The organism is bacterium, from assembly GCA_035370465.1.
Lineage (GTDB): Bacteria > Ratteibacteria > UBA8468 > B48-G9 > JAFGKM01 > JAGGVW01.
On record DAOOVW010000064.1, the window covers coordinates 1 to 6,822 of the forward strand.

Below are 6,822 nucleotides of genomic sequence, written 5' to 3' on the forward strand. Positions count from 1 at the left end.
TCCATCCCGACCTTCCCTTTATAAGGGAAGGAGAGATGCTTCCCCCTTTGAAAAAGGGGGATTGAGGGGGATTTATTTCCTTCTCCCCGTTGGGGAGAAGGTGGGGATGAGGGGGGATTTGATACTTTCTCCTCTTTAACAAACCGACTGAAGTTGCTTACCTTGTGCCTCAGAGTTGGTGCGTTATCGTCTTCCAGATAGCACAACAGGGCTTAGGGGAGATTTGGGAAATTACAGGAAATCCCTCACATCCTTCTCCCCTCCGCCACTGATACGTTGGCGGGCTATCGCACTAAGACATTGACGGACATGCTTTTTTAAAGGAAGGGAAAAAAGTTTTCCCCCTCACCCATACCCCTCGGGCGTATGACATACGGGCGAGCCTCTCCCCACTGGGGAGAGGGAAGAAAGAAAAAAAGGGAGAGGAAGAGAAGCAAAAAGAGGGGGGAGGGATATAAAGACATATAAAAACCTTAAAAGACAAAGAAAGGCATTATAAAAGCTATAGCCAATTTTGGCAGAACTGGCGGAGAGGCGAGGGGGTTATTATGAAAGTTATTTGTCAATTTTGGCAATACTTGAAAGCCAAGAGGAGAAAAATGGAAATTTTGAATGACTTTCCTTTATCAGTGGATAAAGAACTAATTATGCAAAAACTAAAAATAAAAAAAGGGACAGAAGATGAAAAGAAGTTTGAACAATTACTAAATGAAGGGATGAAAATAGGGAATCCAAAAGTTGTTTATATAGAAGGTTTTATTGATGAATTGGGAGAAAAGACAGTTAAAATAAATGGTATTATTTTTGAAAGCAAGTTATTGAGAAAAAATCTCGAAAAAGTTGGCAGGGTTTTTCCTTTTATTGCAACATCAGGAATGGAAATGGAGAATAAAAAATTTGGAAATGATGATTTTTTAGAAAAATATTGGTGGGACATAATAAAAGAGCAATTTTTATTTATTGCAAGAGACCATCTTATTGAATACTTAAAGAAAAATTTTTCACTTGGTAATGTCTCAATTATGTCACCTGGTAGTGGAGAACTTGGATTATGGAGAATTGAAGAGCAGAAAAAACTCTTTTCCCTTTTTGGTGATACAGAAAAACTTCTTGGGGTAAAATTAACTGATTCAAATTTAATGATACCAAATAAGTCCGTTTCAGGAATTATTTTTTCAACTGAAAAAAATTTTAATACCTGTAAGTTATGCAGTAGAAAAAATTGTCCACATAGAAAAGCAGAATTTGAGAAGGTTTTTAAGTAAATTTTAAATATGGTCTAATGACCATATAAATACATTTATTGGTAAAACACTTTTTAAGATATTTAAAATTTCTTTGCTCCCTCCTTTTGGTTTCCAGAAATCAGTCCCAAAAAATAATTTTACCATATCAATTTCATTTAAGAAAATTTCGTTTTTCCCTTTCCCATTTTTAATTATAATATCTCCTTTTTCTTTTCTTAAAATTGCTGATTGGTTTTCTGTTGAAAAAGTAATTTCAAAATTTTCAGGTATTGATAGAAATTTTTTTGAGAAAATTTTTAGTGTTTGGAATAAATCAATAATTTTTATCATACCATCTGGACATATTTGCCAAGAGGAAGCAGTAGAGAAAATTAAATCAGGAATATATTCAAAATCAGGATAAAAAAGAGAAAAAGAAGAATAACTAAACCTTTCTTCAAGATATTTTAAAATTTTTAAAATTAATTCTTCATCTCCACCAAATTCTAAAATCCCTCCCTCTCTTGAAATTGAAACATATGCAAATTTATTTTGGCCTTCAAGATAATAAGTAGCAGGTAAAAATTTTTTCAGGACTTTTTCAAACATTTCTTCTTCTGTTCTTATCTTTCTGTATGGATGTAAATTATAGGCAGAAATAATTTTGTTTAGAATTTTTCTATCTCCTAAAAATCTTTCTGTCTTTTTATCACTTTCTATTTTATTTTTTGCAATGCCTCTTGAAGTAATTGTTATATATACCTTTTTACCAGCAACTTCATATCCAAAATTTTGATATCTATGTCTATCTCCCCATAAAATAGATAAAGGATAATTTTCTTTTTTCATTTTTTCAAAACACTCATTAAGCAATTCACTCATATATCCTTTTCCTCTATGGGAATAAGCAGTTGATACAGAACCAATTCCAGCAAATTTCACTTCAATTCCTTCAAATACCATTGGTAAAGGGAAAACTTTTACAAGAGAAACAATTTGTCCTTCTTCCTTTATGATTAAGGTATTTTCATAATCAAAATTTTCTTCTTCCCATTCATTAGGGTAAGTCAAAGGGAAGAAATTAAAAAAATGTCCATATGCACTTTCAAGAAATCTCAAAATTTTTTCATAATCACTTTTTTTTGCTATTTCAATCACTTTTCCTCCTTCTGTTAACTTCGTAAGTTAACAAGTTATTGAAAATCAATAACTTACATTAAAATTTAAATATCATCTCCCATCTAAAAAATAATGCAGGGTCCTGATTATTAGATGAATAAAAATCACCTGGAATAAAATACTCACACCATAGGTGCCCACTTACATTTTTATTAAAATTATGTTCTAAAATTAATTGCTGTAAATGTCCTCTCTCTTTCCCATCACCAAAAAATGGAGCAGTACCATCTAAATTTTCATTTGCTCTTAAATAATTGTAAGCAATCAAAAGGTCTGTTTTTTCTGAAAGATTAAGAGTAAGTGCAGTTCTCCATAATTGAGTATTTGTCCAGTAAGCCGGCTCACCTGCTTCAATAGCATAAGCATAAAGATAAAGTTCACTTATCCATGGGAACTTTGAAAATAAAGGGTCCCATCCTTCTGTTCCTTTTGTTTTATCATTATCTCCTGACAAATACCCAAAACCAAAATCAAGAGATGGAGAGAATTTTTTATCTTTGAAAAATCTTGTTAAATAAACATATCCACCAACTGCATTTCTATTATCATCATCTTCATATTCACCAAATTCATAAGATAGTTCTCCCCTTAATTGCCACGGGTTAAAAGAATAGACATGTCTTACTCCAATTGTATTAAGTTCTAATTTTGGTATATTTGTTCCATTTTGTGTTGTATATGCATCTTCGCTTTTATAAATGTAATATGGTTGAAGTGAAAGTTTTTCAGTTGGTTTAAAATTCCCATAAAGAATAACCCCTTTTTCATCAGAATTAATTAATTTTGTCTCTAAATCATTTATTACTGGCAGATATTTGTCTTCATCTCTATTATAAAGAAAAATCAAATCGAGAGAATTGTTTTCATTGAAATGGTATGTTGTTTTTATTGCATTAAAATAAAGAGTTCTTGAACCGTCTTGAGGAGTGCCATTAATAATTAAAAAACCCTCTCCATAAGGAGGCAAAAAGTCCTGTCTACCAATTCTTAAATCAACAGGTAAATTAAAAACATTTTTAACATCAAGATATAAATTATCAATAACAATTTCATTATCTCCTATATAATTTCCTGCCATATTTCTTAATGTCCCTTTTGAATGTAGATATATGTCTGGTTCTCCTGTTAACCTTGTGTATAAAGATATATTTTCACCAAAATTATATTTCATCCAGAAGGAACTTCTTATTCTAAAATAATTGTCATTTTGAAAAACATTACTTTGATTATTAAAATCCCAGGCATTTTTAAGATACTCTTCTCTTAACCTGAAAATTAAACCATAATCAAAATTGGCCTCACAAAAAACAGCAGTTGTAAAAATAAACATAATAATCAGCCATAATTTATTTTTCATTTTTTCTCCTTGTTTTTCTCATTGATTCTTAAAAATTTATTGGCATTACTTCTAAATCCATCCCTACCCTTCCTTTAAAAAAGGAAGGGAATTAAGGTGAAAAACTATCTGCTTTTGTCTTATTTCCCCCTTTTAGAAAGGGGGATTTAGAAATCCATCCACTCAGGCGTAGTTTATCGCTGAGTCTCTCCCCGCTCTGCGGGGAGAGGGAAATCCCCCCAATTCCCCCCTTTTGTAAACCGACTAAAGTTGCTTACCTTGTTTCTAAGAGTTGGTGCGTTAAATAGAAATCCATCCCGGCCTTCCTTTAATAAAGGAAGGAGTAACACTCTCCCCTTTAACAAACCGATTAAAGTTGCTTACCTTGCTTCTCAGAGTTGGTGCGTCATCGTCTCCCAGATAGCACAACGGGAGTTAGAGGGGATTTTAATTTTTCATCTTTCTTTCATCTATTTTTTTGACACTACCTTCTCATTTAAGTATTTACAAAAAAATTCTTTTACCTTATCTCTATATTCTTGATTATATCTTGCGTCAAAATCAACATGACTTCCTTCTAAAACAAATAATTCCTTTTCCCCCTTTATTTTATTATATAATATTTCAGCATGAGAAAAAGGGACAAAATCATCTTCTCTTGAATGAATAATTAAAACAGGACATTTGACTTTATCAATATAATTTTCCGGGCTATTTTCCATAAAGTCATCTTTTAAAATAATTTTACCAAGTAAATTTGAAAGATAAGAGAAAGCATATTTTAAAGGACCAAATTTTTTATAGTAATGAGTTATCATTTCAGGAAAATTTGCAAAAGCGGAGTCAGAAACAAGACATTTTATTTCCTGATATTTTGAGGCAGATATAATTCCAACAGAAGCACCTAAGGAATATCCCCAGACACCAATTTTTAAATTTTTTGTTCTTTTATCATTTTTTAAAAAGTCAATTGCTGCTTTTACATCAAGATATTCTTTTAATCCAAAATAAACAACCTTTCCTTTACTTTCACCGTGTGCTCTAAAATCAAAAAGTAAAAGTGAAAAATCAGGATAGAGATATGAAACAACAGGTAAAATATCTGATTTACTTGATGGATAACCATGAAGACAAATTATAACTGATTTACTTTTTGGTGAATGAATTAACCATCCAGTTAATTTTTTCCCATCATCTGTTTGAAAATTTACTTTTTCATATGGGATTCCCAAATCAGAAGGGATGAGATATCTTGGTGCTCTCGCTGGCATAATTGCTCGCCAGCCAAAAATAATTGTTAAAACAAAGATAATTATTACTGCATCTATTAAAATTCTAATTAACATTCTCATTTTTAAGTTGCTTTGAGTATAGTTCTCTTATATTTTCAAAAAATCTTATATAATTTTCTGTTCTATAATCAGGATATGTCCATGGGAAAAACTGGTATTTTCCTTTACTGAAATACATTGTAACTTCTGCATAAATCCCATTTCCTAAATAAATTCTATGATAAAAATCCTTTGTTGATAAAAGAACAATTTTTGATAAGTCAAGATATCCTGGGTCAATATTTACTTTCCTTTTCCCATTTTCTAAAAATTCTTCTTCAACTTTGTTGGTAAAAATTTTCCATTCCCATAATTTTTCAGGAAGAATAATTTTTGAAAAGGATATAAATTTTCTCATTAAATTTTTTCCCATTTCTTCACTATAATAGTCAGTGAAATTAAAGGGCAAAGGATATGATACAAAATCAATTTTTCCCCATCTTTCTTTAAGTTTTTCCTCAACTTTTAAAATTATTTCTGCATCCTTATAGATAAATCCACAGAAAATTTTTACAGGTATTGGATTTTTTATTTTTCCCATTTTTTTATTTTACCATATTTAAAAAAATCAAAAATTGACTGTATAATATTTTGAGACGAGGAGAGTTATTATGAAAAAGAAAATTTATTTGGTATTTATTGTTTTATTTTTGTTTTTTGTAAATAGTTTTGCTCAACAGGGAAAAGAAAAATTACCTTTAATTACAGAAAACAAAGAAGTAAAAAATATAATACTTTTTATTGGTGATGGTATGGGATTATCTCAAATTGCAGCAACACATATAAAAACATCAGGAGCAGAAGGAATCCTTAATATGGAGTGTATGCCAATAACAGGTCTTCTTTACACTTATTCTGCTAATTCTCTTATAACAGATTCCGCAGCAGCAGGTACAGCACTTGCAACTGGTTATAGAACTAACAATGGCATTATTTCAATGTCTCCTGATGGTAAGGTTCTTTATACTATACTTGAAGCAGCAAGAGATAAGGGGGCGTCAACAGGGATAGTTGTTACAAGTCCTATTACTGATGCTACACCTGCTTGTTTTGTCTGTCATGTAATGGCAAGAACTAAAGAAACAGAAATTGCATCTCAATATCTAAAAAGTAAAGTAAATGTATTACTTGGTGGTGGTAGGCAGTATTTTATTCCTCAATCTTCTTCTGGTAGCAAAAGAGATGATGAAAGAGACCTGATATCGGAAGCAAAAAAAATAGGTTATTCTTTTGTTAAAACAAAAGAGGAAATGATGAATGTTAAAACAAATTACCTCTTAGGGCTATTTGAAATGGGTTCATTATCCACTAAACCAGAGCCAACTTTGGCAGAAATGACACAAAAAGCAATTGAAATATTAAGTCAAAATAAAAAGGGATTTTTCCTAATGGTAGAAGGGTCACAAATTGATAAATGGGCACATGTCAATAATATTGATAATGTTATTCAACAAACAGCACTTTTTGATGAAAGTATAAAAGTTGGGATTGATTTTGCAATGAAGGATAAACAAACATTAGTTATTGTTCTTGCTGACCATGAAACAGGAGGAATGAGTATTATAAGAGGAAATTTAAATGGTGAAGATATGCAGGTTAGATGGGCATCTCCAAGTCATACTCCTATTCCTGTGATATTATTTGCATTTGGTCCAATGGCTGAAAAATTTACAGGAGTTAACCATCACACTTATATCCCTAAAACAATTTCTGAAATACTTGGTATAAAAAATTTTCCTAAAATAATTGA

Annotated in this window: 6 protein-coding genes; 2 read left to right on the forward strand and 4 right to left on the reverse strand. The window is 30.9% G+C overall.

The window, feature by feature from the left end:
• Positions 1-599: 599 nt before the first annotated feature.
• Positions 600-1,265, forward strand: coding sequence for a vitamin B12 dependent-methionine synthase activation domain-containing protein (locus PLW95_07505; GenBank protein HOV22500.1), 666 nt, complete (start codon positions 600-602; stop codon positions 1,263-1,265).
• Between the two features lie 3 nt (positions 1,266-1,268).
• Here the strand turns inward: PLW95_07505 and PLW95_07510 are convergent, their stop codons facing one another.
• The 4 genes from PLW95_07510 to PLW95_07525 all read right to left on the reverse strand — a co-directional run bounded on the left by PLW95_07510 (position 1,269) and on the right by PLW95_07525 (position 5,613).
• Entirely contained in the window at positions 1,269-2,384 is a 1,116-nt protein-coding gene (locus PLW95_07510) for a GNAT family N-acetyltransferase (protein ID HOV22501.1), read from the reverse strand.
• Between the two features lie 58 nt (positions 2,385-2,442).
• Positions 2,443-3,762, reverse strand: coding sequence for an alginate export family protein (locus tag PLW95_07515; protein HOV22502.1), 1,320 nt, complete (start codon positions 3,760-3,762; stop codon positions 2,443-2,445).
• A 449-nt stretch (positions 3,763-4,211) separates the two neighbouring features.
• Complete coding sequence (locus tag PLW95_07520) at positions 4,212-5,093, reverse strand: alpha/beta fold hydrolase (GenBank protein HOV22503.1); 882 nt, start codon at positions 5,091-5,093, stop codon at positions 4,212-4,214.
• A complete protein-coding gene (locus tag PLW95_07525) occupies positions 5,077-5,613 on the reverse strand; it encodes a DUF4416 family protein (GenBank protein ID HOV22504.1) in 537 nt (178 codons plus the stop codon). Before PLW95_07525 ends, PLW95_07520 begins: the two co-directional genes overlap by 17 nt.
• A gap of 70 nt (positions 5,614-5,683) precedes the next feature.
• Between PLW95_07525 and PLW95_07530 the strand changes: the two genes are divergently transcribed.
• Positions 5,684-6,822 (forward strand): alkaline phosphatase (locus PLW95_07530; protein HOV22505.1); only part of this gene is annotated, 1,139 nt, incomplete at its 3' end.